25 protein-coding genes, 1 tRNA gene and 1 pseudogene are annotated in these 25,291 nt (G+C 49.8%); 11 read left to right on the forward strand and 16 right to left on the reverse strand.

The features are described from left to right. Positions 1-70 precede the first annotated feature (70 nt). Positions 71-409: a general secretion pathway protein GspG gene (locus PJU73_RS04895; RefSeq protein ID WP_237090581.1), complete on the forward strand. Its 339-nt coding sequence runs from the start codon at positions 71-73 to the stop codon at positions 407-409. 68 nt (positions 410-477) lie between these two features. Here PJU73_RS04895 and PJU73_RS04900 read toward each other — a convergent pair whose 3' ends face one another. Further along, positions 478-1,518 (reverse strand): zinc-dependent alcohol dehydrogenase family protein, encoded by a 1,041-nt coding sequence (locus PJU73_RS04900; RefSeq protein WP_237090582.1) that lies wholly within the window; start codon positions 1,516-1,518, stop codon positions 478-480. A 405-nt stretch (positions 1,519-1,923) separates the two neighbouring features. Here PJU73_RS04900 and PJU73_RS04905 point away from each other — a divergent pair, with 405 nt between their 5' ends. Then, positions 1,924-2,397 (forward strand): hemerythrin domain-containing protein, encoded by a 474-nt coding sequence (locus PJU73_RS04905; RefSeq protein ID WP_237090583.1) that lies wholly within the window; start codon positions 1,924-1,926, stop codon positions 2,395-2,397. 120 nt (positions 2,398-2,517) lie between these two features. On the opposite strand, the gene PJU73_RS04910 is transcribed toward PJU73_RS04905, so the two are convergent. From PJU73_RS04910 to PJU73_RS04925, 4 genes are all read right to left on the reverse strand, one after another. Then, positions 2,518-3,591 (reverse strand): sulfate/molybdate ABC transporter ATP-binding protein, encoded by a 1,074-nt coding sequence (locus PJU73_RS04910; RefSeq protein WP_237090584.1) that lies wholly within the window; start codon positions 3,589-3,591, stop codon positions 2,518-2,520. Next, positions 3,588-4,448, reverse strand: a complete 861-nt coding sequence (gene cysW / locus PJU73_RS04915; protein WP_237090585.1) for a sulfate ABC transporter permease subunit CysW — start codon at positions 4,446-4,448, stop codon at positions 3,588-3,590. The genes PJU73_RS04910 and cysW overlap by 4 nt, the downstream gene beginning before the upstream one ends. Positions 4,449-4,532: 84 nt before the next feature. Continuing rightward, the gene (gene cysT / locus PJU73_RS04920; RefSeq protein WP_237090586.1) at positions 4,533-5,369 is read right to left on the reverse strand and encodes a sulfate ABC transporter permease subunit CysT; all 837 of its coding nucleotides are present in this window, start codon (positions 5,367-5,369) and stop codon (positions 4,533-4,535) included. Positions 5,370-5,573: 204 nt separating this feature from the next. Then, positions 5,574-6,458, reverse strand: a complete 885-nt coding sequence (locus PJU73_RS04925) for a LysR family transcriptional regulator (protein WP_237090587.1) — start codon at positions 6,456-6,458, stop codon at positions 5,574-5,576. Positions 6,459-6,692: 234 nt separating this feature from the next. On the opposite strand from PJU73_RS04925, the gene PJU73_RS04930 reads away from it, so the two are divergent. The 5 genes and pseudogenes from PJU73_RS04930 to PJU73_RS04950 all read left to right on the forward strand — a co-directional run. Beyond that, the gene (locus tag PJU73_RS04930) at positions 6,693-7,016 is read left to right on the forward strand and encodes a DUF485 domain-containing protein (RefSeq protein WP_237090588.1); all 324 of its coding nucleotides are present in this window, start codon (positions 6,693-6,695) and stop codon (positions 7,014-7,016) included. Next, positions 7,009-8,691 carry a cation acetate symporter gene (locus tag PJU73_RS04935; protein WP_237090589.1) on the forward strand — a complete coding sequence of 561 codons (1,683 nt, stop codon included), beginning with the start codon at positions 7,009-7,011 and terminating at the stop codon, positions 8,689-8,691. Before PJU73_RS04930 ends, PJU73_RS04935 begins: the two co-directional genes overlap by 8 nt. A 310-nt stretch (positions 8,692-9,001) precedes the next feature. Beyond that, entirely contained in the window at positions 9,002-11,587 is a 2,586-nt protein-coding gene (gene acnB, locus PJU73_RS04940) for a bifunctional aconitate hydratase 2/2-methylisocitrate dehydratase (protein ID WP_237090590.1), read from the forward strand. Between the two features lie 314 nt (positions 11,588-11,901). Then, positions 11,902-12,048, forward strand: coding sequence for a hypothetical protein (locus PJU73_RS04945; protein WP_237090591.1), 147 nt, complete (start codon positions 11,902-11,904; stop codon positions 12,046-12,048). Between the two features lie 128 nt (positions 12,049-12,176). Continuing rightward, positions 12,177-13,455, forward strand: a pseudogene (locus PJU73_RS04950) (SLC13 family permease); the annotation flags it as partial. A 62-nt stretch (positions 13,456-13,517) separates the two neighbouring features. Here the strand turns inward: PJU73_RS04950 and PJU73_RS04955 are convergent. The 4 genes from PJU73_RS04955 to trhP all read right to left on the reverse strand — a co-directional run bounded on the left by PJU73_RS04955 (position 13,518) and on the right by trhP (position 17,589). Further along, positions 13,518-14,429 (reverse strand): MetQ/NlpA family ABC transporter substrate-binding protein, encoded by a 912-nt coding sequence (locus PJU73_RS04955; protein WP_237090592.1) that lies wholly within the window; start codon positions 14,427-14,429, stop codon positions 13,518-13,520. Between the two features lie 169 nt (positions 14,430-14,598). Continuing rightward, complete coding sequence (locus PJU73_RS04960) at positions 14,599-15,285, reverse strand: methionine ABC transporter permease (protein ID WP_237090593.1); 687 nt, start codon at positions 15,283-15,285, stop codon at positions 14,599-14,601. Between the two features lies 1 nt (position 15,286). Continuing rightward, entirely contained in the window at positions 15,287-16,024 is a 738-nt protein-coding gene (locus tag PJU73_RS04965) for a methionine ABC transporter ATP-binding protein (RefSeq protein ID WP_237090594.1), read from the reverse strand. 209 nt (positions 16,025-16,233) lie between these two features. Then, complete coding sequence (gene trhP, locus PJU73_RS04970; protein ID WP_237090595.1) at positions 16,234-17,589, reverse strand: prephenate-dependent tRNA uridine(34) hydroxylase TrhP; 1,356 nt, start codon at positions 17,587-17,589, stop codon at positions 16,234-16,236. Positions 17,590-17,885: 296 nt separating this feature from the next. Between trhP and PJU73_RS04975 the strand changes: the two genes are divergently transcribed. Then, the gene (locus PJU73_RS04975; RefSeq protein WP_237090596.1) at positions 17,886-18,632 is read left to right on the forward strand and encodes an amino acid ABC transporter permease; all 747 of its coding nucleotides are present in this window, start codon (positions 17,886-17,888) and stop codon (positions 18,630-18,632) included. 148 nt (positions 18,633-18,780) lie between these two features. Here PJU73_RS04975 and PJU73_RS04980 read toward each other — a convergent pair whose 3' ends face one another. Further along, positions 18,781-19,272 carry a toxin-activating lysine-acyltransferase gene (locus PJU73_RS04980; protein WP_237090597.1) on the reverse strand — a complete coding sequence of 164 codons (492 nt, stop codon included), beginning with the start codon at positions 19,270-19,272 and terminating at the stop codon, positions 18,781-18,783. A 181-nt stretch (positions 19,273-19,453) separates the two neighbouring features. Further along, positions 19,454-19,900, reverse strand: a complete 447-nt coding sequence (locus PJU73_RS04985) for a PM0498 family protein (protein ID WP_237090598.1) — start codon at positions 19,898-19,900, stop codon at positions 19,454-19,456. A gap of 215 nt (positions 19,901-20,115) precedes the next feature. Between PJU73_RS04985 and PJU73_RS09640 the strand changes: the two genes are divergently transcribed. After that, positions 20,116-20,262, forward strand: a complete 147-nt coding sequence (locus PJU73_RS09640; RefSeq protein ID WP_443094048.1) for a transposase-like zinc-binding domain-containing protein — start codon at positions 20,116-20,118, stop codon at positions 20,260-20,262. A 148-nt stretch (positions 20,263-20,410) separates the two neighbouring features. Here PJU73_RS09640 and PJU73_RS04990 read toward each other — a convergent pair whose 3' ends face one another. Then, a complete protein-coding gene (locus PJU73_RS04990; protein ID WP_237090599.1) occupies positions 20,411-20,845 on the reverse strand; it encodes a DUF4265 domain-containing protein in 435 nt (144 codons plus the stop codon). Then, the gene (locus tag PJU73_RS09605; RefSeq protein WP_371871479.1) at positions 20,845-21,030 is read right to left on the reverse strand and encodes an HNH endonuclease; all 186 of its coding nucleotides are present in this window, start codon (positions 21,028-21,030) and stop codon (positions 20,845-20,847) included. Before PJU73_RS09605 ends, PJU73_RS04990 begins: the two co-directional genes overlap by 1 nt. Positions 21,031-21,087: 57 nt before the next feature. Here PJU73_RS09605 and PJU73_RS09645 point away from each other — a divergent pair, with 57 nt between their 5' ends. Then, the gene (locus PJU73_RS09645) at positions 21,088-21,300 is read left to right on the forward strand and encodes a transposase-like zinc-binding domain-containing protein (protein WP_443094049.1); all 213 of its coding nucleotides are present in this window, start codon (positions 21,088-21,090) and stop codon (positions 21,298-21,300) included. 103 nt (positions 21,301-21,403) lie between these two features. Here PJU73_RS09645 and PJU73_RS04995 read toward each other — a convergent pair. Next, positions 21,404-21,496, reverse strand: a tRNA-Ser gene (locus PJU73_RS04995). Positions 21,497-21,675: 179 nt separating this feature from the next. On the opposite strand from PJU73_RS04995, the gene PJU73_RS05000 reads away from it, so the two are divergent. Continuing rightward, the gene (locus tag PJU73_RS05000; protein WP_237090600.1) at positions 21,676-22,236 is read left to right on the forward strand and encodes a pseudouridine synthase; all 561 of its coding nucleotides are present in this window, start codon (positions 21,676-21,678) and stop codon (positions 22,234-22,236) included. Positions 22,237-22,379: 143 nt separating this feature from the next. Here the strand turns inward: PJU73_RS05000 and cysI are convergent, their stop codons facing one another. Together cysI and cysK are read right to left on the reverse strand one after the other, a co-directional pair. Beyond that, positions 22,380-24,143 carry an assimilatory sulfite reductase (NADPH) hemoprotein subunit gene (gene cysI, locus PJU73_RS05005; protein ID WP_237090601.1) on the reverse strand — a complete coding sequence of 588 codons (1,764 nt, stop codon included), beginning with the start codon at positions 24,141-24,143 and terminating at the stop codon, positions 22,380-22,382. A gap of 199 nt (positions 24,144-24,342) precedes the next feature. After that, positions 24,343-25,275, reverse strand: coding sequence for a cysteine synthase A (gene cysK, locus PJU73_RS05010; RefSeq protein ID WP_237090602.1), 933 nt, complete (start codon positions 25,273-25,275; stop codon positions 24,343-24,345). Positions 25,276-25,291 lie beyond the last annotated feature (16 nt).

Below are 25,291 nucleotides of genomic sequence, written 5' to 3' on the forward strand. Positions count from 1 at the left end.
AGCCATGCACTTTTTGTTTCGCTGAATTACAAACCGACAATCCACTTGACCAAATTTAAAAGGAATCCCCATGAAACTGTTGCCTTTCCAACCGGAAATCGCCGAACGTATGCTAATCGGCACGCAAGGCGAAACCATTGATCCCGAATCCGTATTTGTCCACACCGCTAACGGCTATTGGCTTGCCTGGCACAACGGCAAAGCCGCACTGCTGGCCGCCGATACCCCGCCGGATATTCCCTGTTTTTGGGTAGAGGGCGCAGAATCTCTGGAAGAATTGGCCGCCATGATTGAAAACGGCGAATTTGACGAAGTAGAAGAATTCGACGGCGACGACGAAGCATGGCAGGAAGCCGTTTCCGGCTGCAGCGGGGAGCATGGCGAAAGCTGCGGCTGCGATGCCCATTAATGTTGCTGCTTGTTTGAAATAAAACACCCGAACCAAACGGTTCGGGTGTTTTTTAATCAGCAGACAGCTCACTCAAACGCCAACACCACTTTCATGGCATTATGTTCGGCGGCGTGTTTGAAAACATCGTAAGCCTGTTCCAATTCGCTGAATTTGAAATGATGGGTCATCATTTTGGTGTAATCAACGCTGCTGGTGGCAATCGCCCGCATCAGCATTTCGGTGGTATTGCTGTTGACCAGACCGGTGGTAATTTTCAGATTTTTAATCCATAATTTTTCCAGATTAAAATCTACTTTTGTACCGTGAACGCCGACCACCGCAATATTACCGCCCGCTTTAACCACATCTTGGCAAACATCCCAAGTCGCAGGTACGCCGACTGCTTCGATGGCGACATCTACGCCGTCTTTACCGGCAATTTCAAATACTTTTTCAGCCACATTGTCCGAAATCGGATTTACCGTATGGGTTGCACCCAGTTCTTTAGCCAGTTTCAAACGGTTTTCGTCCATATCGCATACGATAATAGCGGACGGGCTGTATAACTGCGCCGCCAGCAGCACCGACATACCCACAGGACCGGCACCGGCGATGAATACGGTATCGCCCGGGCGGACATCGCCGTATTGTACACCGATTTCGTGGGCGGTCGGCAAAGCGTCAGACAGCAGCAGCGCCACTTCTTCGTTCACATTTTCCGGCAACACAATCAGGCTGTTGTCGGCATAAGGCGTGCGGACATATTCCGCCTGCGTACCGTCAATCATATAGCCCAAAATCCAGCCGCCGTTGCGACAGTGGGAATACATCTGCTCTTTACAGTAATCGCACGAACAGCATTTGGACACGCAGGAAACAATAACTTTGTCGCCTTTTTTGATGTTTTTCACGGCACTGCCGACTTCTTCGACAATCCCGATGCCCTCATGCCCTAAAATCCGCCCAGCCGCCACTTCGGGATTTTTGCCTTTCCAAATGCCCAAGTCCGTACCGCAAATGGTGGTTTTAATCATGCGGACAACCGCATCGCCAGGCTCGATAATCTGCGCTTTGGGTTTTTCTTCAAAACGGATATCGTTAGCGCCGTAATAAACCATTGCTTTCATAATGCTCTCCTCAGCAGGGTGGTGAAAGTAGATACAGTAAATTAAATTTAAACCGGTACAGCGTTATCTCGCCTTGCTGTATTGCTCATACCGTCTGAGGCTTTATTGCCTCGTCCTGATTTAAATTTAATTCACTGTGTAATCCATTATTCTCCTATCTTGCCCGATTGTCAAAATTAATTATAATATCAATATGTTATATAGTAACATTCCACTCAATATGCCTTGCAGCCCTACCATCAGGCCGTCTGAAAACAGGGCTTGTAAATTTCAACAAAGCCAAAACCGCAAACAATCCGCCCTTCCCGTTTTGCTTGTTTTTCAGACTGTACAAAATCTCAAAACAGGCGTATTCTTGCTGTTTATAACATTCATAAAATATCAATCTTTTAAAAGGAACACGCCATGACTGATTTAAGCACTTGGGAACATGCTTCGTTTGACGCTACCATCGACCATATTCTGCAACGTTATCATCAGGTTCACCGCAATCAGTTTGAAGAATTGGTGCCGCTGGCGGAAAAAGTTGCCACCGTTCATGCCGGTAGTTTCCCTGCCGAAGTGGCCGGTTTGCTTGCCGAAATGCAGGCGGAACTGCTGTCGCATATGATGAAGGAAGAACGGATGCTGTTTCCAATGGTCAAACAGGGCATCGGCAAAGGTGCGGCCATGCCGATCAGCGTGATGATGCACGAACACGACGACCACCAGCAGGCCATCGACCGCCTGAAAGCCTTGACCGACAACTTCCAAGCCCCCGAAAACGCCTGCCGAAGCTGGCAACGCCTGTATCAGCTGGCGGAAGAAATGGTTAATGATTTGAGCGACCACATCCGTTTGGAAAACGATATTCTGTTCCAACGGGTGTTGGCTTCTTGATTGGTTCAACAAAATAAGCATGCCGTCTGAAAATCAGGTTTTCAGACGGCATCATTGATCATAATAGAAAACAGGCTGCCTTCCCGAGCAGCCCGTTTTCTTCTCTCCTCATTATTAATCTTAAATGGCGTAATCAATCAACTCGTTTTGCGAAAAAATATAAATCTGTTTCGGCACTAAAGCCAGCGTGCTGCCGACGGTTAAATTCAATTTGGCGGCATCACTGCTTGCCAAGCTGATATGCACCTCTTGTTTGCCGTGTTGCAGCACCAAATGGGTCAGTGCGCCGACGGCATGGATTTTCTGCACGGGTGCGTCAATCATTGCCGTCTGCCCTGCTTCGGCAAGTTGCCATTCGTGCGGGCGGATGTAGCCGGTGGCGGTTTGCTCCTGCCATTTGTATTGCGTATCGAGCGGCCAGCGGTATCCGCCGTAATGCCATTCACCTTTTTCGATGCGGCCTTCAAAAGCGTCGGTTTCGCCCAAAAATTCGGTAACGAATGCGTTTTCGGGGCGGCGGTAAATGGTTTCTGCGGTGCCGGTCTGTTCGATTTTGCCGTGGTTCATCACCACGATTTCATCGGATACTTCCAAGGCCTCTTCTTGATCGTGGGTAACGAGAATGCTGGTTACGCCGAGGTTGTGGTGGATGTCCCGCAGCCATGTGCGCAACTCTTTGCGGACTTTGGCATCCAATGCGCCGAACGGTTCGTCCAAAAGCAGTAGTTTGGGTTCGACAGCCAAGGCTCTTGCCAAGGCGATGCGTTGGCGCTGGCCGCCGGAAAGTTGGTGCGGATAGGCGTTGGCAAGATGGGAAAGCTGCACCAATTTGAGCAATTCTTCCACTTTGGCACGGATTTTTTCCTTAGACGGCCGCTCGGCTTTGGGCAATACGGTCAGACCGAAGGCGATGTTGTCAAACACGTTCATATGGCGGAACAGGGCGTAATGCTGGAACACAAAACCGACTTTTCGTTCTCGGACATGTTTATGGGTAACGTCTTGTCCGTCAAACAGAATCTGCCCTTCGTCGGCATTTTCCAAACCGACGATAATCCGCAGCAGCGTGGTTTTGCCGCAGCCGGACGGGCCGAGCAGGGAAACCAGTTTTCCGCTGGGAACGTTTAACTGAATGTTTTTCAAGGCATGAAAACTGCCGAAATGTTTGTTGAGGTTTTTAATGGTAATGCTCATGATGCGTTCCTTTCGGCCGCCGCCAGTTTTTTCTCTTGGATTGCGGTAATCAGGTTTTGTACGGCGAGGGTAGCCAGCGCCAACAGTGCCAACACGCCGGACAAGGCAAATGCGCCGGTAAAGTTGTATTCGTTGTAGAAAATCTCGACCAACAGCGGAATGGTATTGGTTTCGCCCCGAATATGGCCGGACACTACACTCACGGCACCAAATTCGCCCATTGCCCGTGCATTGGTCAGAATCACGCCGTAGAGCAGCGCCCATTTGATGTTGGGCAAAGTAACCCGCCAAAACATCTGCCAGCCGCTTGCGCCCAAAATCAGCGCCGCCTGCTCTTCACTGTCGCCCTGCGCCTGCATCAACGGAATCAGCTCGCGCGCCACAAACGGAAAGGTAACAAACAGCGTCGCCAACACAATCCCCGGAATGGCAAAAATAATCTGCACGCCCTGCGCTTCCAGCCAGCCGCCCAAGGCGGTATGTGCGCCGAACAGCAAGACAAACATCAGCCCTGCCACCACCGGCGATACGGAAAACGGCAAGTCCAGCAAAGTGGTGAGCAGCTGTTTGCCCCGAAAATCAAAACGGGTCAAGAGCCATGCCATCGCCACACCGAGTGCGGCATTAATCGGCACAACGATTGCCGCCGTCAGCAACGTCAGCTTGATGGCCGACCATGCTTCGTTGTCGCTCAAGGCTTGGATGTATAAATCCCAGCCGCCTTTGAGTGCTTCGTAAAAAACCGCCACCAGCGGCACCACCAGCATCAGCAGCAAAAAGGCCAAGGCCAGCGCAATCAGCGAAAACCGCAGCCAGCCCGGTTCGCTCAGATTGGGGTTTGGAGTATGCTTTTTCATCACGATTCGGTTTCTTTCATTCAGAGGCCGTCTGAAAACGGGCTTTGCCGCTTCCGACCGCCAAACTTGCATTTTCAGACGGCATCAGGCTTTTGCGCCCGCCCGCTTGCTCAACTGCCATTGAACAATGTTCATCAGCAGCAAAATCGCAAACGAAATCATCAGCATAAACAGAGCCACCGCCGATGCGCCCTGCACATCAAACTGTTCCAGTTTGCCGGTAATAATCAATGGTAGGATTTCCGACACCATCGGAATATTGCCGGCGATGAAAATCACCGAACCGTATTCGCCGGTGGCTCGGGCAAACATCATACCTGCGCCGGTCAGCAAAGCCGGCGTGATTTCGGGAAGCAGCACGCGGCGGAAGGTCGTCAGGCGGTTTGCACCGAGCGTGGCGGCGGCTTCTTCGTATTCACTGGAAAGCTCTTCCAATACCGGCTGCACTGCCCGCACGATAAACGGCAAGCTCACCACCACCAAGGCAATCCAAATCCCAATCGGAGTAAAGGCGATTTTGATGTCGAACGGGGCAAACAGGCTGCCGATCCAGCCGTTGGGCGCATAAAGCGTGGTCAGGGCAATGCCGGTAACGGCGGTCGGCAACGCAAACGGCAAATCGACCAAAGCATTGACCAGACTTTTGCCGGGGAAATCGTAACGCACCAACACCCACGCCACCAATGTGCCGAACACGATATTGGTCAGCATGGCGTAAAACGACATTTTCAAACTCAGCCACACCGCCGCCAAAACGTTCGGCTCGCCAATCGTCTGCCAAAACGCCGTCCAGCCGATTTCGCCGGCCTTCGCTGCCATCATCGCAAACGGCAACACCACCAAAAGCGAAAGGCACAATACGGTAATGCCCAAACTGATATTGAAGCCGGGCAAAACGCTGGGGGTTTTGAGTAATCGCATAATCCTTACCGCAGAATAATATGGCCGCCACTTTAACAAGGCCGTCTGAAAAACAGAAAGAATGATTTGTTTGGTGGAAAGATGATTTTGTTATAAGTCAGCAAATGATTGAAATAAATTTGTTTTTTGATAAAACAAAGCCGTCTGAAAACCAAGTTTTCAGACGGCCTCAATCTTTATCGGTTATTGAGAATACTCGATTCCCTACCCGATCTGCCAAATCGTTTCCACGCACTGTTTCAAAAGCTGCAAACCGGGGTGGTCTTCGCATTCGTGGGCATAAATAAAATGCAGCGGCATGGTTTGGCGGTATTTTTCAATCACCGCAATCGGCCGCCCTTCGCCAATCGCCGTTTCCGCCTTATTGCTCGGCACCATCGCCACGCCGATACCGTTGGCGACCAAATCAATGATGGTTTGCGGATAATCGCACCAAATCTGCCGTTTCGGCGACAAGCGGTTGGCACGCCAGAATTTTTGCAGATGCTTGTTGCTGCCGGACACGCCCGACATTTCAATCCAGATATAGTTTTCCAGCGTCAACGGCAAATTCTGCTGGATGGTGTCGTATTCCTGCTGCGGGCAAATCAGCGAGTAGGCAATATCCTGCAAAAATAAGGCGTGAATGCCCCGCTGTTCGGGATAGCCGAGAAAAAAGCCACCGTGCAGGGTTTTATGCTGAATCCTGCTCAAAATTTCGCCGCTCATGCCGTATTGGATATGCAGTTGCGTTTTCGGCGCAGTGCGGTCGATCATGGCGGTTACGGCGGCGAGTTTGTCGGAATCCACCGGATGAATCAGCCCCAGCTTGATTTCTTCGGCATAGTTTTCCGCCAGTGTTTTGGCAAAATGTTCCAATTTATGTTTGTGCCGCAAAAAGACTTCCACTTCGGGCAACAGCGTTTCCCCCGCACGGGTCAGCACCATGCCGCTGCTGGTGCGGGTAAACAGGGCAACGCCCAATTCGCCCTCCAAGGCTTTGATCTGCGCCGACACTGCCGGCTGCGACAGGCACAGACGCTCAGAAGCCTGCGTTAAATTGCCCTGATGGGCAACGGCAACAAACGATTTTAACTGGTTGGTATCCATATTTTCCTCTTTTTCTCTGTTGTTTTTTTCGTGTCATAAACCTTTTTTAACATATTTTTCCCAAACCACCAAGAAAAATATCCCCGCCAAATCAAAAAGTTTGTCTGCCTCCATCAGCAAAACTGATGGCTTTCATCTGAAAATAAGATTGGCATTCGTTTTCAGACGGCTTTTAAATAGTACCAAGTCGGCATAAAAGCTGCCTATTGTTTCCAATACAAAAAGGAGAAAGATATGGATCAACAAACTCTGCGCAATATTCTGCACCATCGGGAATTTCAAAAAATGGCACGCCAAAAAGCCCTGCTGGGCTGGGGTTTTTCGGCGGTAATTTTTTTCATGTATGTTGTTTACATCTGGATTATCGGTAGCTCGCCCGAACTTTTGAAAATTCCGGTTTCGCCGGAGGGCATTACCACTTGGGGCATTTACGCCGGTATTTTTGTGATTGTTTTTTCATTTATCACCACCGGTATTTACGTCAAAATCGCCAACGGCAAATTCGACAAAATGACGCAGGACGTTGTTCAAGCTGTACAGGAGAATCATCATGAATAAAACCAAATGGTTTGCCGCACTCTCACTCTTCGCTGCCCACGGCTGGGCATATGCTGACGCCATCAGCGGCGAAGTAACCAAACAGCCGCTGAATATCCCCGCCATTGTGATGTTTTTCCTGTTTGTCGGCTTTACGCTGGGCATCACCGTGTGGGCATCCAAGAAAAACAAATCCACCAAAGACTACTACACCGCCGGCGGCGGCATTTCCGGTTTCCAAAACGGTTTGGCGATTGCGGGCGACTATATGTCTGCCGCCTCGTTCCTCGGCATTTCGGCAATGGTGTTTTCCAACGGCTACGACGGTTTGATTTATTCCACCGGCTTTTTGGTCGGCTGGCCGATTGTGCTGTTTCTGATTGCCGAGCGGCTGCGCAACTTGGGTAAATTTACCTTTTCCGATGTTGCCGCCTACCGCCTGCAGCAAACACCCGTGCGCCTGTTTGCCGCTTCCGGCTCGATTTTGGTGGTGATTTTCTACCTGATTGCGCAAATGGTGGGCGCAGGCAAACTGATTCAGCTTTTGTTCGGCATGGATTATATCTACGCCGTGGTGTTGGTCGGCTTCTTGATGGTGTGCTACGTTTTGTTCGGCGGTATGCTCGCTACCACTTGGGTACAGATTATCAAAGCAGTGATGCTGCTTTCCGGTGCCAGCTTTATGGCGTTCGTGATTCTGAAAAACGCCGGTTTTAGTCCTGAAACCATGTTCCGGCAAGCAGTGGACATTCACGAAAAAGGCGTGGACATTCTCGGACCCGGCTCATTGGTACAAAATCCGATTGATGCCCTCTCGCTGGGCTTGGCACTGATGTTCGGTACCGCCGGTTTGCCGCATATCCTGATGCGTTTCTTTACCGTACCCGATGCCAAAGAAGCCCGCAAATCGGTATTTGTTGCCACCGGCTTTATCGGTTACTTCTACCTGCTGACTTTTGTGATCGGTTTCGGTGCGATTATCTTCGTTACCAAAGACAATCCGCACTTCTTCACACAAATGGTCAAAGAAGGCAAAACCGTGTTTGAAATGATCGGCGGCACCAATATGGCGGCAATCCACCTGTCTGAAGCCCTCGGCGGCAACCTGTTCTTAGGCTTTATTTCCGCCGTTGCCTTTGCCACCATCTTGGCGGTGGTTGCCGGACTGGCATTGTCAGGCGCATCAGCAGTGAGCCACGATATTTACTCTTCGGTTATCCGCAAAGGCAAAGCCACGCAACACGAAGAAATGCGGGTTTCCAAAGCCACTACCTTGGCATTGGGCGTATTGGCGGTATTGTTCGGCGTGATGTTTGAAAAACAAAACGTTGCCTTTATGGTCGGCTTGGCATTTTCCATCGCCGCTTCCGCCAACTTCCCGATTCTGATGCTGTCGATGTTCTGGAAAGGTCTGACCACACGAGGTGCCGTTGTCGGCGGCTTTACCGGCCTGATTTTGGCTGTCGGCCTGATTGTACTGGGTCCGACCGTTTGGGTGAAAGTATTGGGTCACGAACACGCCATCTTCCCATACGCCAACCCTGCGATTTTCAGTATTCCTGCAGCGTTTATCATCAGCTGGTTGGTATCGGTGCTGGACAAATCCGCCCGAGGCAAAGAGGACAAAGCCGGTTTTGAAAGCCAATATGTCCGCTCTATGACCGGTATCGGTGCTTCCCAAGCCTCCGATCATTAACCGCCACAGGCTGATTATCACAACCATCGGGCAACGGTATTCTACCGTTGCCCGATTTTTTCAATATCATTGAAACGCTGATAACCCATACCATGCAAGCCGTCTGAAAACCGGCAATACAGATTTTCAGACGGCCTGTAGCAGCGATAAAAATCCACATAGAAAAAATATTTACTACACCCGACAACAAGACAGTTTTCATTTCTTCCGTTTTAGTCTATGATAAAGGCGAGGATTGTTCACAATCTATAAATGCAAACTATTTGCATTTCCTCAGAAGAAAAACATGACCGATAAAAGGAACAAAGAGATGTTAGAAGCCTATCGCAAAGCTGCTGCCGAACGTGCAGCCCTCGGTATCCCCGCCCTCGCCCTAGACGCACAGCAAACCGCCGATCTGGTTGAATTGCTGAAAAACCCGCCGGCCGGCGAAGGCGAATTTCTTGTTGATCTGCTGGCAAACCGTGTACCGCCGGGTGTGGACGATGCAGCAAAAGTCAAAGCCTCGTTTTTGGCCGCCGTTGCCGAAGGCAGCGTTGCCAGCCCGCTGATTTCCCCCGAATACGCAACCGAACTGCTCGGCACTATGCTCGGTGGTTATAATATCCACCCGCTGATTGAGCTGCTGGACAACGACAAACTGGCACCGATTGCCGCCAAAGGCCTGAAACACACGCTTTTGATGTTCGACTCTTTCCATGATGTTCAGGAAAAAGCCGACAAAGGCAATGCCCACGCAAAAGAAGTTTTGCAGTCTTGGGCCGATGCCGAATGGTTCACTTCACGCAGCGCCGTTCCTGAAAAAATTACCGTAACCGTCTTCAAAGTGGACGGCGAAACCAATACTGACGATCTGTCGCCTGCGCCGGACGCATGGAGTCGTCCGGATATTCCGCTGCATGCCTTAGCCATGCTGAAAAACCCGCGCGACGGCATTAGTCCCGACAAACCGGGCGAAGTCGGCCCGATCAAACTGCTGGAAGAATTGAAAGCCAAAGGCCACCCTGTTGCCTACGTCGGCGACGTAGTTGGTACTGGCTCTTCACGCAAATCTGCCACCAACTCTGTAATCTGGCACACCGGCGAAGACATTCCGTTTGTACCGAACAAACGCTTCGGCGGCGTATGTTTGGGCGGCAAAATCGCACCGATTTTCTTCAATACCCAAGAAGACTCAGGCGCATTGCCGATTGAAGTCGATGTATCCGCACTGAAAATGGGCGATGTGGTCGATATCCTGCCTTATGAAGGCAAAATCGTGAAAAACGGCGAAACCGTTGCCGAATTTGCCCTGAAATCACAAGTTTTGCTGGACGAAGTGCAAGCAGGCGGCCGGATTAACCTGATTATCGGTCGCGGCTTGACTGCCAAAGCCCGTGAAGCACTGGGTCTGCCCGCTTCCGACAAATTCCGTCTGCCTCAAGCCCCAGCCGAAAGCAAAGCAGGCTTCTCGCTGGCGCAAAAAATGGTCGGCCGTGCCTGCGGCTTGCCCGAAGGCCAAGGCGTACGCCCCGGCACTTACTGCGAACCACGCATGACAACTGTCGGCTCTCAAGACACCACCGGCCCGATGACCCGCGACGAGTTGAAAGACTTGGCTTGCTTGGGCTTCTCCGCCGACATGGTAATGCAGTCATTCTGCCACACCGCCGCCTATCCGAAACCGGTGGACGTGAAAACCCATAAAGAACTGCCTGAATTTATTTCCACCCGTGGCGGCGTATCGCTGCGTCCGGGCGACGGCGTGATCCACTCATGGCTCAACCGCCTGCTGCTGCCTGATACTGTCGGCACCGGCGGCGACTCGCACACCCGCTTCCCAATCGGTATTTCCTTCCCGGCCGGTTCAGGTTTGGTGGCCTTTGCCGCCGCTACCGGCGTAATGCCGCTGGATATGCCTGAATCTGTGTTGGTCCGCTTCAGCGGCAAACTGCAACCGGGCGTAACCCTGCGCGACTTGGTAAACGCCATTCCGCTCTACGCTATCAAACAAGGCTTGCTGACCGTTGCCAAAGCCGGTAAGAAAAACATCTTCTCCGGCCGTATTCTGGAAATCGAAGGCCTGCCTGATCTGAAAGTCGAGCAGGCATTCGAGCTGACCGATGCTTCCGCCGAACGCTCTGCTGCCGGCTGTACCGTGAAGCTCAACAAAGAGCCGATTATCGAATACATGACCTCCAACATTGTTTTGATGAAAAACATGATTGCCGACGGCTACAAAGATCCGCGCACCCTTGAGCGCCGCATCAAAGCCATGGAAAAATGGCTGGCCGATCCGCAACTGTTGGAAGCCGACAAAGATGCCGAATACGCTGCCGTCATCGAAATCAATATGGACGATATCAAAGAACCAATCATCGCCTGCCCGAACGATCCGGACGACGTATGCTTTATGTCTGAAAAATCCGGCACCGTGATTGACGAAGTGTTTATCGGCTCATGTATGACCAACATCGGCCACTTCCGTGCCGCTTCCAAACTGCTGGAAGGCAAAACCGATACTCCGGTTCGCCTGTGGATTGCCCCGCCGACCAAAATGGATGCCAAACAGCTTTCAGACGAAGGCCACTACGGCGTATTGGGTCGCGCCGGCGCACGCATGGAAATGCCGGGCTGCTCGCTGTGTATGGGTAACCAAGCACAAGTACGCGAAGGCGCAACCGTGATGTCCACTTCCACCCGCAACTTCCCGAACCGCTTGGGTAAAAACACCAACGTGTTCTTGGGTTCTGCAGAACTGGCTGCGATTTGCTCGAAACTGGGCAAAATCCCGACCGTGGAAGAATATCAGGCCAATATCGGCATCATTGACGAAAACGGCGATAAAATCTACCGCTACATGAACTTCAATGAAATCGCCTCATACAATGATGTAGCAGAAAAAGTAAACGTTTAACGTTTAAAAAACAATCCCCTTAAACTGCTAAAGTTTAAGGGGATTTTTATTGGATTAATCAGCACAAGGCCGTCTGAAAACCTGATTTTCAGACGGCCTTCATGTCTTTAAAACAGAGCTTTTATTATATCCCTATTAAATATTTGATTTACATCAAACTCAAGCCAATCTATACTGAATCAAAATGCCGACGACGAAGCGGCAATCTGATAGTGGTCTGTCCGAAATATGATATGCCGTATTTTTCAATACAACGTCTCTTATCCCAGACAGACCGCTCCGTTAATAATCATTAAATAAACAAAGGTAAAAATATGGAAACCAAGCAACACAACACTTCCGCTTTGCCGGAAAACACGGTATTACCCAGCGCTCAAGCGCCAATCACTGATTTCAAAGGCTTGCTGACCACATTGCTGGCGGCTCTGTTCTGCTTTGGAATCTATAGTAAATTAACCTAAAAAATATGACACCTCAGCGAGCCACCCTTCCCCTAACCCCTTCCCGCCAACGGGACGGGGAACAAAGTGCAGGAGGCATTAGCTTACTGGCTTGTACAGAAAATTCAGTGTTTTAACTATACCATGTTCTGCCCTATGATACGCAGGCCAACAAAGGGATTGCCGTTTTAATCTTTATCGGGATTTTATGGCTGACCGAAGCCGTGCATATTACCGTTACCGCTTTGATGGTTCCTATTTTGGCTGCCGTATTGGGCTTTCCCGATACCGATATTAAAAAAGCCATGTCCGGTTTTTCCGACCCGATTATTTACGTTTTTTTTCGGCGGTTTTGCCTTGGCGACTGCACTTCACATGCAGCGATTGGATCGAAAAATTGCCGTCAGTCTGCTGCGTTTATCGCGCGGCAACATGAAAACCGCCATTTTAATGCTGTTTTTGGCAACCTCGTTTTTATCCATGTGGATTATGAATACCGCCACCACCGCCATGATGCTGCCCTTGGCCATCGGCATGATGGATCATTTGGATAAAGAAAAAGAGCGTAAAACCTATGTATTTGTTTTATTGGGCGTTGCCTATTGCTCCAGTATCGGCGGTTTGGGAACGATTGTCGGCTCGACACCGAATATGATTGCCGCCAAAGCCCTAAATTTAGACTTCAGCAGCTGGCTGAAAGTCGGGCTGCCGATGATGATACTGATTCTGCCCCTGATGTTGCTGTCGCTCTACGTTATTTTAAAACCGAATTTCGGCGAAAAAGTTCAAGTTCAAGAAGAGGACATTCCGTGGACGCTGCATCGTGTTTTAGCGCTCATTGTTTTTATCGCCACCGCCGCCGCATGGATTTTCAGCGGTAAAATCAAAGCCGTATTCGGCATCGCCCACCCTGATACCGTTATTTCCATGATTACCGCCGTAGCCGTAGTTGTTTTAGGGCTGGCACGCTGGCGGGAAGTCGCCCGCAACACCGACTGGGGCGTATTGCTGCTGTTCGGCGGCGGCATCAGCCTGAGTTCGCTGCTGCAATCATCCGGCGCATCTTTGGCACTGGGGCAACAAGTTGCCGACCTGTTTACCCATACCCATCCGTTCATCATTATTTTAGCGGTTGCAGCCTTCATCATCTTTCTCACTGAATTTACCAGCAATACCGCTTCGGCTGCGCTGCTGATTCCGATTTTTGCCAGTATTTCGGCACAAATGGGGCTGCCGGAAGAAGTTTTGGTGTTCGTAATCGGCATCGGAGCTTCATGCGCCTTTATGCTTCCGGTTGCCACACCGCCAAATGCCATCGTTTTCGGCACAGGTTTAATCCAGCAGCGTGAAATGATGAATGTCGGCATATTGCTGAATATCCTGTGTATTGCACTGCTGACTCTTTGGGTGTATTTTGTGGTACTTTAAATTGAGTAAAGCCGTCTGAAAACTTGATTTTCAGACGGCTTTATTGTCAAACGGACCAGCGTTTATTTGGCGGCGGAAGCTGTTGAAGCAGCTTCGGCCTGTGCGCCGACGGCGGCGTTTTCACCCCATGCTGCGGGATATTTGTAGCCTGCAAAGCGTTGGTGGGCGTAGGCTTTGAATTCTTCGGAATTGTAGGCTTCTTCCACATCTTTCAGCCATTGGCTGTCTTTGTCGGCGGTTTTCACGGCTGCCCAGTTTACATAGGCGAAGCTCGGTTCTTGGAACAGGGTTTCGGTCAGTTTCATGCCGCTGCTCATGGCGTAGTTGCCGTTGACGATGGCAAAATCAACGTCGGCACGGCTGCGGGGTAATTGTGCGGCTTCCAATTCGACAATGTTCAGGTTTTTCGGATTTTCTGCGATGTCGTTTTTAGAGGCGGTCAGCGGATTAACGCCTTCTTTCAGTTTCAGCCAGCCTAAGTCGTTAAACATCACCAAGGCACGGGCGAAGTTGGACGGGTCGTTCGGCGCTGAAACGCTGCTGCCGTCTTTTACTTCGTCCAATGATGTCAGTTTGCCCGGATACAGGCCCAGCGGTGCGGTCGGAACTTGGAAGGCTTCTACGATGTCGAGTTTGTGTTCTTTTTTGAAGTCGTCCAGATACGGTTTGTGTTGGAAGATGTTGATGTCCAACTCGCCCTCGGCCAGCGCCAGATTCGGACGCACGTAGTCGGTAAACTCAACCAGTTTGACGGTATAGCCTTTTTTCTCCAGAGCCGGTTGGATTTGGTCTTTGACCATATCGCCGAAATCGCCAACGGTCGTACCGAATACGATTTCTTTTTTAGCGCCCTGATCGGCTGCGGAAGCAGCAGAAGCGGCGGTGTTTTCAGCGGCTTTTTCGCCGCCGCAGGCGGCCAGCGCCAAAGTCAGCGCCGCTGCGGAAAAGGTTTTGAACAAAGTATTCAACTGCATGATTTCACTCCTGATATTAAGATGTAAAAAAACGGGTTTGAAACAGTTTTAAGGCCGTCTGAAAACGTCTGTTTTCAGACGGCCTCTAATCTACAATTTTGCTGTATGAAAATAAAACGTTTGCCGCTCATCGGCAATTTCGCCATTTTATAAATAAACGGCTGTTTTATCAACGTTTATCGACTTTTCGGGCAAGCCAGTTGCCGGTAGTCTGTATCAGCACCACCATCAGCACCAAAATGGCGACGATGAAGATGATGACTTCGGTTTGGTAGCGGTAGTAGCCGTAGCGGATGGCCAAATCGCCCAAGCCGCCGCCGCCGATCATGCCCGCAGCGGCACTGTACGACAGCAGCCCGATGGCCAGCACGGTAATGCTGGAAACCATGCCTGCCCGTGCTTCGTTCAATAAGACTTTGCGGATAATCGTCATCGGCGATGCGCCCATGCTGGTGGCGGCTTCAATCACGCCGCGCGGCACTTCGCGCAGGTTTTGTTCGACCAGTCGGGCAAAATAAAACAGCCCCGATACGCTCAACACCAGCGAAGCGGCAACCGGGCCGATGGTGGTGCCGATAATTGCCCGTGTAGCGGGAATCAGGGCAATCATCAAAATCACAAACGGAAACGCCCGAATCAGATTGACCAGATTGTCCAAAATAAAATTCAGCGTCCGGTTGCTGTGCAGTTGCCGGTCGGCGGTTACAAACAGCAATACGCCCAGCAGTGTGCCGAATACCACGGCAAACACGGTGGACAGGCCGACCATGATAAAGGTTTCGCCCAATGCCTGCAGAATCTCGCTTTTCATGCCGCTGATGGTGGCAACGGCCTGAGCAAAAGTCAAATCAGCCATTTCAATCCTCCCGAATCAGTTCCTGCCCAATTTCGGAACGGGCATGGATTTGATTATTATTGACTTCCACCACTTCCAGCAGCCGCCCTTTGTCGAGCAGGGCGGCACGGTCGCACAATCTGCGGATCACGCTCATTTCGTGGGTAACAATCACGATGGTTACATTAAAACGTTTGTTGATGTCTTCCAAACATGCCAACACGCTGCGGGTGGTGGCGGGGTCGAGCGCCGAAGTCGGTTCGTCCGCCAAAATCACCTGCGGATTGGATGCCAGCGCACGGGCAATGCCGACCCGTTGTTTTTGTCCGCCGGAAAGCTGCGCCGGATAATGCTGCGCCCGTTCGCTCAAGCCGACAATTTCCAGACATTCGGCCACTCGGTTTTTTATTTTTTCAGACGGCCAGCCGGCAATTTCTAGCGGAAAGGCAACGTTGTCGGCAACGGTACGGTTGCTCAACAGATTAAACTGTTGGAACACCATGCCGATGTTTTGCCGCTCTTGGCGCAAATCGGCGGCGCTCATGGCGGTCAAATCCCGCCCGCCGACCAATACACGACCGCTGTCGGGCCGCTCCAGCAGGTTAATCAGCCGCAGCAGCGTGGATTTACCGGCACCGGAATAACCCATCAGGCCGAAAATTTCGCCTTCTTTAATCTCCAAACGGGTCGGCTCGACCGCTGTAAACCAACCCTTGTCCCGGGTTTGGAATCGTTTGGAAACATTGTCCAAAATAATCATAATCTATCCAAATACAACAAAGCCCGATGCGAAACACAGCGGGCCGGAAAAGGTAGGAATAAAAATTCAAACGCTTTAGCTGTTTATGCCCGCAAGCTGTATCAAATCGGCATGAAAATCCTAGTGGGCGATATTAGCGCAAATGCGAAACGGTGTCAATCATGTTGCGTAAAACATCAGTTTTCAGACGGCCTCAAGCCGTCTGAAAATCAAGGATTCATAATTCTCGCCAGCAGCGCTTTTTCTTTGCCCTGCATATTCGGGATTTTGACCTGAATGCCGTTGCCCGGTGCAACGTCCACCGCTTCGCCTTTACGGATAATCTGCTCCAGCGTGATTTCTTGGTTGCCGTTTGGGTGAATCACTTCCAAACGGTCGCCGACGGCAAAACGGTTTTTCACTTCCACGGTCGCCCAGCCCTGTTCGTCGATTTCCAATACATGGCCGACATACTGGCTCTGTTTCGCCAGAGAATGGCCGCTGAGGTAGTTTTGGTAATCTTGGGTTTGGTGGCGCTCCAAAAAGCCGGACGTATAGCCCCGGTTGGCCAAGCCTTCCAGTTCGCTCAACAGCGATACGTCAAACGGCCGGCCGGCCACGGCATCGTCAATCGCTTTGCGGTAAGACTGGGCGACGCGGGCGACGTAATACAGCGATTTGGTGCGGCCTTCGACTTTCAGACTGTCCACGCCGATGCGGGCGAGTTTGTCCACCACTTCAATGCCCCTCAAGTCTTTGGAATTCATGATATAAGTGCCGTGTTCGTCTTCCATAATCGGCATCATTTCGCCGGGGCGGTTGCTCTCTTCGATCAGGAACACTTTGTCGGCATACGGATGGCGTTTCTGCCCGTTAATCCCTTCAAAATTCTGATTGGCTTCTTCCTGCGCTTTCTCAAAATGAAAGCCTTGCAAGAGTTGCGCATCGCCCGCATCGCTGTCTTCGGCATTGTGGACTTTGTAATCCCAACGACAGGAATTGGTACACGTTCCCTGATTCGGGTCTCGATGGTTGAAATAGCCGGAAAGCAGGCAACGGCCGGAATAGGCGATGCACAACGCCCCGTGGATAAACACTTCCAGCTCGATATCGGGGCATTCCTGACGGATTTCGGCAATTTCATCCATGCTCAGTTCGCGCGACAGAATAATCCGTTCTACGCCGATATTCTGCCAGAATTTCACACCCCAATAATTGGTAGTATTGGCCTGCACCGACAGATGAATCGGCATATCCGGCCATTTTTCCCGCACCACCATAATCAGCCCCGGATCGGCCATAATCAGCGCATCAGGCTGCATCGCAATCAGCGGTTCCATATCTGAAACAAAAGTTTTCAGCTTGGAATTATGCGGCAAGGTATTGACCGTCAAAAAGAATTTCTTATTGCGCTCGTGTGCTTCTTTAATGCCCTGAGCCAGTACGTCCAATTTGGCAAACTCATTATTGCGCGCCCGCAAGGAATAACGGGGGCTGCCCGCATACACCGCATCGGCGCCATAATCATAAGCCGCACGCATACGCTCCAAACCGCCGGCCGGTAATAATAATTCAGGTGCTTTCATAAATCGTCTGTTCTTCCATACAATAATTTCAGACGGCCTTGGCTGCTCACAAGGCCGTCTGAAAACGTGTTTGATTTGACGGCGATTATCCGCTTTTTTCACACACGGGTCAATTTCCGCCGCAAAGCTGCCGTTTGGCTTATTTTCTTGAAAAAACAGCTTTTCAGACGGCCTTTCCGAAAAAAATTTCAGTAAATCCCGTTCAAGATAGGTTTTTTCTTGTAAAATACACGGTTTGATTCTTTTTATCCGCCGCCCGTATCCATCGGGCGGCGACTCACCGACAAGGGCGGAATATGGATTTTCGTTTTGACATTATTTATGAATACCGCTGGATGTTTTTCTACGGCGCACTCACCACGCTGGGCCTGACCGTCGTTGCCACGCTGGGTGGCTCGGTTTTGGGTCTGCTGCTGGCTTTGGCCCGCCTGCTGCATTTGGAAAAAAGCGGCCCGCTGATGCGCGCCTTAGCGTGGGTGCTGCGTAAATTTTCGCTGCTCTACGTTACCCTGTTCCGAGGTACGCCGTTATTTGTACAGATTGTGATTTGGTCGTTTGTCTGGTTTCCGTTTTTTGTCCACCCCAGCGATGGTGTACTGATTAACGGCGATGCCGCCATCGAAATCCGCCGCTCCTACGGCCCGCTGATTGCTGGCGGATTGGCGCTGATTGCCAACTCCGGTGCCTATATCTGCGAAATTTTCCGTGCCGGTATCCAGTCTATCGACCGAGGCCAAATGGAAGCCGCCCGCTCTTTGGGCTTGAGCTACACACAGGCCATGCGTTATGTGATTATGCCGCAGGCGCTGCGCCGTATGCTGCCGCCGCTGGCCAGTGAATTTATCACGCTTTTGAAAGACAGCTCCCTGCTCTCCACCATCGCCGTTGCCGAACTGGCGTATGTGCAGAACACCATTTCCGGCCGCTATTCGGTGTATGAAGAACCGCTCTACACCGTCGCCCTGATTTATCTGCTGATGACGACTTTCCTCGGCTGGGTATTCCTGCGTTTGGAAAACCGCTACAGTACCACCCGCCGCTGATACCCAACAAAAAACAATGCCGTCTGAAAATCGATTTTCAGACGGCATCAATATAAGTAAACAAAACATCTCTTAACGCATGGGAAACTCATTCCGAAATGCGGCAATACGCTCTGCATGAGTATGCCCGCTGTCGGATAAATCGATTTCAATGTTTTTCAGGTAACCGGGAAAAACGGTTAGCGTCAGTTAACCGCTGTTCAAATCCTGCGGTGCCGCCAAAATGCGGGGAGTGGTATAGCCACGTCCGATAATCACATTTTGGGCAGCAGTAGCGCATTTGATGACTGTGGCCCAAAGGGGCAAACCATTGGATGATCCAAATATTATCTCCGCAGTTCCAATCACTGTTATTGCGTAAATAATGGTCTGATTGTAAATAATGCACTTCAGCCACTTCGTCAAAATATGCCCAAGAGATGTAGCCGATGGGTTGCGCACCCATACTGAACAATGCGAACTGGCCGTTTTTTAATACCGGCAGCACATAGGCCAGCATCTCGGCAATATCGACCTGACAATGAACAGGTGATTGATACCACAGCCATGTGATTGCCCCCAATACTTCGCTTTCGTTCCATGCTTTATCAGGGAAAAGTTTTGGGGAGATGATGTTTAAGGTAGGTGTTGGATTGGGCATATTTGTTAAAGTTAGAGGTGTAATTAGTCGGGCTTTCGTCTGTCTGATTACCGCCCCCTGATTAGGTGGGCAATAAGTTGCCCACCCTACGCTTGCTGTGGATTTTGGGTTTTATGCAGGTTACGGCTTGCTACAACTTGAATAGGCATTTGATGCAGGACGCAGCTTGCTTACAACTCTACTAAAATTTAAACTGTATAATCCCTTGTTGATATTTATCTATATTTTCAGATAAATATTCAATTCCTCTATCTTTATACATTTTAAAATTAACTCCATATTCTGTTTGACTCAATATCATATATACAAAATAACTCCTATTTTCAGGTAAATAGTTTTTTAAATTTTTACAAAATAAAATCATATTAATCCAGTGTTCTTCTATTTGAAATGAATTTAGATAATCATCCGAGTGGAAATTATTTATAAATACTTCTTTATCTATATCATCAAACAAAGACTCAGCAGGAATCACTCTAGAGTCATTAAACTCCGAAAGTAATAGTAAATTTCCAACCTCTACCAATCCTTTTTGTAATAAAGGAGAAAGAGCATCATCTATATATTTATATTTAATCCATGTCTTAGATATAAATTCAAAAAATATATCATTAGTCTTAAGCATCATTTTTCTCCCAAATATCGCATTGCTTTATCAATCCCATTCTTGAACTGTTTATTTTCAAGTAACTTATTAACAGACTTTGGAGCACCAATAAAGCGAGCGTAGGGTGGGCAACTCGTTGCCCACGCAGTATTTTGATTTCATATGATTTTATAATGGTTTTTGGCTTAATGGACATTTAGGTTGGTAAAAACTGCTGAAAGCCTTACCATACGGACATTTCAAATGTTCGTAAAAAATACCCGTTTTGCAGTCAAAACACCCTCATCAAATACGGCCGTAGAAAAGGCAGACAAAGATACAGATGCTCCGTCTGCAGCAAATTCGGACTAATGGACATTTGGAATGATTTTCAGGCAGCCTGAAAATTAGGATTGTGTTAAACAGCTACGCTTGCTAACGGAAGCATGGTCAGCATTGACTTTACTTTGGCTGTAATCGGCGCTGTCTTAACGTTTGTCGTAATTGTTGCCACCGATTAGGTGGGCAATAAGTTGCCCACCCTACGCTTGCTTAATGAATTTCATGCAAACTATTATTTGCCAAACAAGCCTCTCTATAACTTAAACAGTGATTTTCTTCTAAATGGTTTAGAAAGTTTTTTATGGGATAATATGATATATTTGCTGGGATATTTATAGAAATATATTTATTATTCCAGTATCTAATTTCCCCTCCCATATTTCGTATTTTTTGTACAATTATGTCTATTTTTTCATCAAAAAATACAATATTTATTGTTGAATTACCTGATGAGGAAACTAATTTGTCAAAATATAATTTTTCATCTGTTTCTACCGCTATAATATCGTCTAAAGCTAAATTGGGGGTAAAGAGAGGAATATCTTTAACCATGTAGTTCCCGTCATTTAATAATAAGGCAGATACTTTTTCTTCGGCTAAATTACCTTCTAAATCATAGAATATAATGTATATATCAAAAAGCACTATTTATTTCCTTTCTTTAAATTACAATCTCGGCATAGCACTTGCCCATTATTTAGTGTCCCGCTTCCACCTTTTGATTTCGCTTTAATGTGATCTACATGACGCTCAATTTTAGAATGGGTTTTTCCTGCGGTTGATTTTGTTGCAGGGATGGTCTGAACACCACAATTTTCACATTTAATAATACCCTTATTTTCAAATTTGTTTAAATTAAGGACTAATGGACATTTGGTATAATAAAAATCGCTGAAAGCGCCGGATTATGGTACTTTCAGCGTTTTTTTACCAATGAATACAAAAAATGTCCCTTTTGCCTCAAAAATACCCTAGTCAAAAACGGCCGTAAAAACGGCAGGCAAAGATATAAATGTTCCCAATGCAAACGGTATCGTCCGCAGAATGAAAGACCGGATAACCGGCTTTTACTTTACCAATATCCATCACAACCAAATTAGCCAAATAAGTCCAATACTTACTGATTAAAACCTGTGTAAAATGGCATACCAGTAAAACCAAAAAGAAAAACCCACTGAAAAATCAGTGGGTTTTTCTTTAAATTGGCGGAGTAAGAGGGATTCGAACCCTCGATGCAGGTTGACCCCACATGCTTCCTTAGCAGGGAAGTGCCTTCAGCCTCTCAGCCATTACTCCTAAGGAAGTCGCAACTATACCTTTGCATTCACCCTCTGTCAAGCGCTGGAATAAAGGCTTCGTCTAAAATAATGAATTTACGGAAAATTAAATTCCGCTAATCCGCTGATACTGAATTTGGCGCAATCGGGCGGCTGCTGTTACAATCACGGCTGTTTGCTGATTGAGGCCGTCTGAAAATGAATACCGTCATCGTATTAAACAAACCTTATGGCGTGATTTGCCAGTTTTCGCCGCACGAGAAACACGCCACGCTGAAAGATTATCTCGACCGCCCCGGTTTTTACCCCGCCGGACGGCTCGACACCGACAGTGAGGGCTTGGTGTTGCTGACGGACAACGGCGGTCTTCAAGCCAGAATCAGCCATCCGAAATTCAAGTTGGAAAAAACCTATTGGGTGCAACTCGAGGGCAGCCCGGACGAAGCCAAACTGGACTTGCTGCGGCGTGGTGTGGACTTGGGCGATTTCGTTACCCGTCCGGCAAAAGTACGGCTGTTGTCAGATGCGGAAATCGGGCAATTATGGCCCCGTCAGCCGCCGATTCGGGTACGCCAAACCGTACCGGATTTTTGGGCGGAAATTAAGATTTCTGAGGGGAAAAACCGCCAAGTGCGGCGTATGAGCGCCAAAGCCGGTTATCCCTGTCTGCGTTTGGTGCGGGTTGCCATCGGGCATATCAATCTGTTTGATTTGGGCTTAGCCTTGGGCGAATGGAAAGAAATCCCGTTTCGGGGGTAACAATATGGCAAAACAACAGGGAAACACTGTAAATCGGTAAACCACCCTTCCCGTCAGCAGGACGGGAAATCCCGTAAAAAAACGGCATAGGAACGTATCCTATGCCGTTTTACCATATCCTGCGCAACGTTTTTCAGACGGCCTTACGCCCAGAAATCCTGCGGCGGATTTTCTACTGCGGCAACAATGCCGCTGCGTACGGCGAAATCGCCGAAGCCTTCGTCTGCTTCACGTTCCGCCGCCCAGCGTGCAATCCATCCGCTGATGATGTCCAGAATTTCCGGTTCGGTAATGTTTTCTTTAAACAGGCGGGGAATGCGTGTGCCTTGGCGGTTGCCGCCCGCATACAGGTTGTAGCGGCCGACTGCTTTGCCCACCAAGCCGATTTCGGAAAGCATACTGCGGCCGCAGCCGTTCGGGCAACCATTGACCCGCAGCACAAGATATTCGTCCTGCAGGCCGTTTGCCGCCATGATTTCATCAATGCGGTCGGAGAAGGTCGGCAAGAAACGTTCGGCTTCCGCCATGGCCAGCGGACAGGTCGGCAAAGCCACGCAGGCCATGCTGTTTTCCCGTTGGCGGGTTACGCTGTCGCTGATTAAGCCGTGTTCCCGGGCGATGCGTTCGATTTCGGCTTTCTGCGCTTCGGGTACACCGGCGACAATCAGGTTTTGGTTGGCGGTTAAGCGGAAATCGCCCTGATGGATTTCGGCGATTTTGCGTACGCCGGTTTTCAGCGGTTTGCCCGGTTTGTCGAGCAGGCGGCCGTTTTCGACAAACAGGGTTAAGTGCCACAAGCCTTCTTCTCCCTGCACCCAGCCGATACGGTCGCCCCGTCCGGTAAACTGATACGGACGCACCGGCTCGAAGCGGCAACCCATGCGGTTTTCCACTTCGTCGATAAACACGTCCAAGCCGACACGTTCGATGGTGTAGCGGGTTTTGGCGTTTTTGCGGTCGCTGCGGTTGCCCCAGTCCCGCTGCACGGAAACCACGGCGGCGGCGCAGTCCAATACTTTGTCCAAACCAACAAAGCCGAATTCTTTGGCGGTATTCGGGTAGGTTTTGCGGTTGCCGTGTTCCATCGACAGGCCGCCGCCGACCAATACATTAAAACCGACCAACTTGCCCTGCTCTTCAATGGCGACAAAGTTCAAATCGTTGGCGTGCAAATCGACATCGTTGTGCGGCGGAATCACCACTGTGGTTTTGAATTTGCGGGGCAAATAGGCTTTGCCCAGCACCGGCTCGGTGGCATCGCCGCTTTTCACGGCTTCGGGCAGCGGCGTTTCGACCAAGTCTTCGGTGGAATGCAGTTTCTCGCCGTCCAGCCAGATTTCGGCGTAGGCACGGGTTTTCGGCAGCAAATGTTCGCTGATTTTTTTCGCCCATTCGTAGGCTTCTCGGTGCAGGCTGCTTTCTACGGGATTGCTGGTACACAATACATTGCGGTTTACGTCGCCAGCGGTGGCGATGGAATCCAGCCCCAAGGCGTTGAGCCATTGGTGCATGGGTTTGATGTTGTCTTTCAATACGCCGTGAAACTGGAAGGTTTGGCGGTTGGTCAGGCGGATTGAGCCGTAGAGCGTGTTTTCGGTGGCGAAACGGTCAATCCCCAACCATTGCTGCGGCGTGATGATGCCGCCGGGCAAGCGGCAGCGCAGCATCACGTTTTTCAGATTGTCGAGTTTTTGCGCATTGCGTTCGGCACGGATGTCCCGATTGTCCTGCTCATACATGCCGTGAAAACGGATCAGCTGGAAATTGTCGCCGTTGAAACCGCCGGTCAGCGGGTCTTTCAAATCTTCTCGAATCGTGCCTTTCAGATAATGGCTTTGGTCTTTCAGGCGTTCGTTGTCCGCCAAAGGCGCATCGGGCAGTTTGGCACGGGGATCGGCAGCGGTCATTGATGAATGCTCCTAAATGGTTTGGTCTGTGTTATGGATTTTCAGACGGCATGGTCTATATTTATCTATTACTCTACCGATGCCGTCTAAAAATCGGAAATAATGGTTGGTTATCATCAAAGATAATTTTGTTATATGCTGAAAAAACATGCCGTCTGAAAACGTGATTTTCAGACGGCATGATTGATGTTTCAAACGTTTATGCCAAGTCGGCAAACAGCGGCGTAGAAAGGTAACGCTCGCCGTAAGACGGAATCAGCACCACAATCAGTTTGCCTGCGTATTCCGGTTTTTTCGCCAACTGCAGGGCGCTCCATACGGCTGCACCTGAAGAAATGCCGACCAGAATACCTTCTTTTTCCGCCATGGCACGGGCGGTTTCAAAAGCGGCTTCGCCGGAAACTTTAACGATTTCGTCATAAACGGTGGTATTCAATACGCTCGGTACGAAGCCTGCGCCGATACCCTGAATCGGGTGCGGGCCTTTTTCGCCGCCGCTCAATACCGGCGATGCTTCCGGCTCGACTGCGACAACTTTGACCGCCGGATTGTGCTGTTTCAACACTTCGCCCACGCCGGTAATCGTACCTCCGGTGCCGACACCTGCTACGAATACATCGACTTTGCCGTCGGTATCGTTCCAGATTTCTTCGGCTGTGGTTTTGCGGTGGATTTCAGGGTTGGCACCGTTGTCAAACTGACGGGGCATGAAATAGGTTTCAGGATGTTCGTCCACCAAAGATTGGGCTTTGGCAATCGCTCCGCCCATGCCTTCGGCGGCCGGTGTCAGAATCAGCTCGGCACCGAATGCACGCAGCAGCATACGGCGCTCTTTACTCATGCTTTCAGGCATGGTAATCGCCAGCTTGTAGCCGCGGGCGGCACACACCATCGCCAAACCGATACCGGTGTTGCCGCTGGTGGCTTCCACAATCACGGTGTTTTTATTGATTTTGCCGGCTTTTTCGGCTTCGTCGATCATCGCCTCGGCGATACGGTCTTTCACGCTGCTGCCCGGGTTGAAAAACTCCAGCTTAACAGCGACTTGCGCTTCCAAGCCTTCAGTCAGACGGTTGAGTTTGACCAACGGGGTGTTGCCGATTAAATCGGTAATGCTGTTTGCAATCTTCATGATTCGACTCCTGATT

The organism is Neisseria lisongii, from assembly GCF_028463985.1.
GTDB lineage: Bacteria > Pseudomonadota > Gammaproteobacteria > Burkholderiales > Neisseriaceae > Neisseria > Neisseria lisongii.

What these genes read in the sequence shown, in the direction of transcription:
- PJU73_RS04895 (WP_237090581.1), top strand. Translation starts at nt 71, where the DNA reads ATGAAACTGTTGCCTTTCCAACCGGAAATCGCCGAACGTATGCTAATC.
- PJU73_RS04900 (WP_237090582.1), bottom strand. Translation starts at nt 1,518, where the DNA reads ATGAAAGCAATGGTTTATTACGGCGCTAACGATATCCGTTTTGAAGAA.
- PJU73_RS04905 (WP_237090583.1), top strand. Translation starts at nt 1,924, where the DNA reads ATGACTGATTTAAGCACTTGGGAACATGCTTCGTTTGACGCTACCATC.
- PJU73_RS04910 (WP_237090584.1), bottom strand. Translation starts at nt 3,591, where the DNA reads ATGAGCATTACCATTAAAAACCTCAACAAACATTTCGGCAGTTTTCAT.
- cysW (WP_237090585.1), bottom strand. Translation starts at nt 4,448, where the DNA reads ATGAAAAAGCATACTCCAAACCCCAATCTGAGCGAACCGGGCTGGCTG.
- cysT (WP_237090586.1), bottom strand. Translation starts at nt 5,369, where the DNA reads ATGCGATTACTCAAAACCCCCAGCGTTTTGCCCGGCTTCAATATCAGT.
- PJU73_RS04925 (WP_237090587.1), bottom strand. Translation starts at nt 6,458, where the DNA reads ATGGATACCAACCAGTTAAAATCGTTTGTTGCCGTTGCCCATCAGGGC.
- PJU73_RS04930 (WP_237090588.1), top strand. Translation starts at nt 6,693, where the DNA reads ATGGATCAACAAACTCTGCGCAATATTCTGCACCATCGGGAATTTCAA.
- PJU73_RS04935 (WP_237090589.1), top strand. Translation starts at nt 7,009, where the DNA reads ATGAATAAAACCAAATGGTTTGCCGCACTCTCACTCTTCGCTGCCCAC.
- acnB (WP_237090590.1), top strand. Translation starts at nt 9,002, where the DNA reads ATGTTAGAAGCCTATCGCAAAGCTGCTGCCGAACGTGCAGCCCTCGGT.
- PJU73_RS04945 (WP_237090591.1), top strand. Translation starts at nt 11,902, where the DNA reads ATGGAAACCAAGCAACACAACACTTCCGCTTTGCCGGAAAACACGGTA.
- PJU73_RS04955 (WP_237090592.1), bottom strand. Translation starts at nt 14,429, where the DNA reads ATGCAGTTGAATACTTTGTTCAAAACCTTTTCCGCAGCGGCGCTGACT.
- PJU73_RS04960 (WP_237090593.1), bottom strand. Translation starts at nt 15,285, where the DNA reads ATGGCTGATTTGACTTTTGCTCAGGCCGTTGCCACCATCAGCGGCATG.
- PJU73_RS04965 (WP_237090594.1), bottom strand. Translation starts at nt 16,024, where the DNA reads ATGATTATTTTGGACAATGTTTCCAAACGATTCCAAACCCGGGACAAG.
- trhP (WP_237090595.1), bottom strand. Translation starts at nt 17,589, where the DNA reads ATGAAAGCACCTGAATTATTATTACCGGCCGGCGGTTTGGAGCGTATG.
- PJU73_RS04975 (WP_237090596.1), top strand. Translation starts at nt 17,886, where the DNA reads ATGGATTTTCGTTTTGACATTATTTATGAATACCGCTGGATGTTTTTC.
- PJU73_RS04980 (WP_237090597.1), bottom strand. Translation starts at nt 19,272, where the DNA reads ATGCCCAATCCAACACCTACCTTAAACATCATCTCCCCAAAACTTTTC.
- PJU73_RS04985 (WP_237090598.1), bottom strand. Translation starts at nt 19,900, where the DNA reads ATGATGCTTAAGACTAATGATATATTTTTTGAATTTATATCTAAGACA.
- PJU73_RS05000 (WP_237090600.1), top strand. Translation starts at nt 21,676, where the DNA reads ATGAATACCGTCATCGTATTAAACAAACCTTATGGCGTGATTTGCCAG.
- cysI (WP_237090601.1), bottom strand. Translation starts at nt 24,143, where the DNA reads ATGACCGCTGCCGATCCCCGTGCCAAACTGCCCGATGCGCCTTTGGCG.
- cysK (WP_237090602.1), bottom strand. Translation starts at nt 25,275, where the DNA reads ATGAAGATTGCAAACAGCATTACCGATTTAATCGGCAACACCCCGTTG.